Source organism: Nocardia cyriacigeorgica, assembly GCF_010858045.1.
Classification (GTDB): Bacteria; Actinomycetota; Actinomycetes; order Mycobacteriales; family Mycobacteriaceae; genus Nocardia; species Nocardia cyriacigeorgica_E.
Genome location: NZ_JAAGVC010000335.1, coordinates 1 through 287, shown reverse-complemented (window position 1 = coordinate 287; position 287 = coordinate 1). Strand labels below are relative to the sequence as shown.

General features: G+C 65.9%; 1 protein-coding gene. It reads right to left on the bottom strand.

Features of this window, described 5'->3' with window-relative positions:
- Positions 1-287, bottom strand: a 287-nt coding sequence (locus tag GV790_RS29930) for a prolyl oligopeptidase family serine peptidase (protein ID WP_163818169.1), incomplete at both ends; no start/stop codon positions are given.

Genomic DNA, 287 nt, shown 5'->3' with positions numbered 1-287 from the left:
CACCAGCAGACCGCCCGCGCTGCCGCCGTCGGCGATCATGCGATCTGCGGCGGTGGTGCCGTTGTCGATCAGTTGACGGGCACAGGCCACGAAATCGGTGAAGGTGTTCTTCTTGGTGAGCGTCTTACCGTTCTCGTACCAGAGCCTGCCCATCTCACCGCCGCCACGCACATGCGCGACCGCGAACACCATGCCCCGATCCAGCAGCGACAGCCGCGACACCGAGAACGACGGGTCCATGCTGGCCTCGTAGGACCCGTACCCGTAGAGCAGCAGCGGCTTCGGCG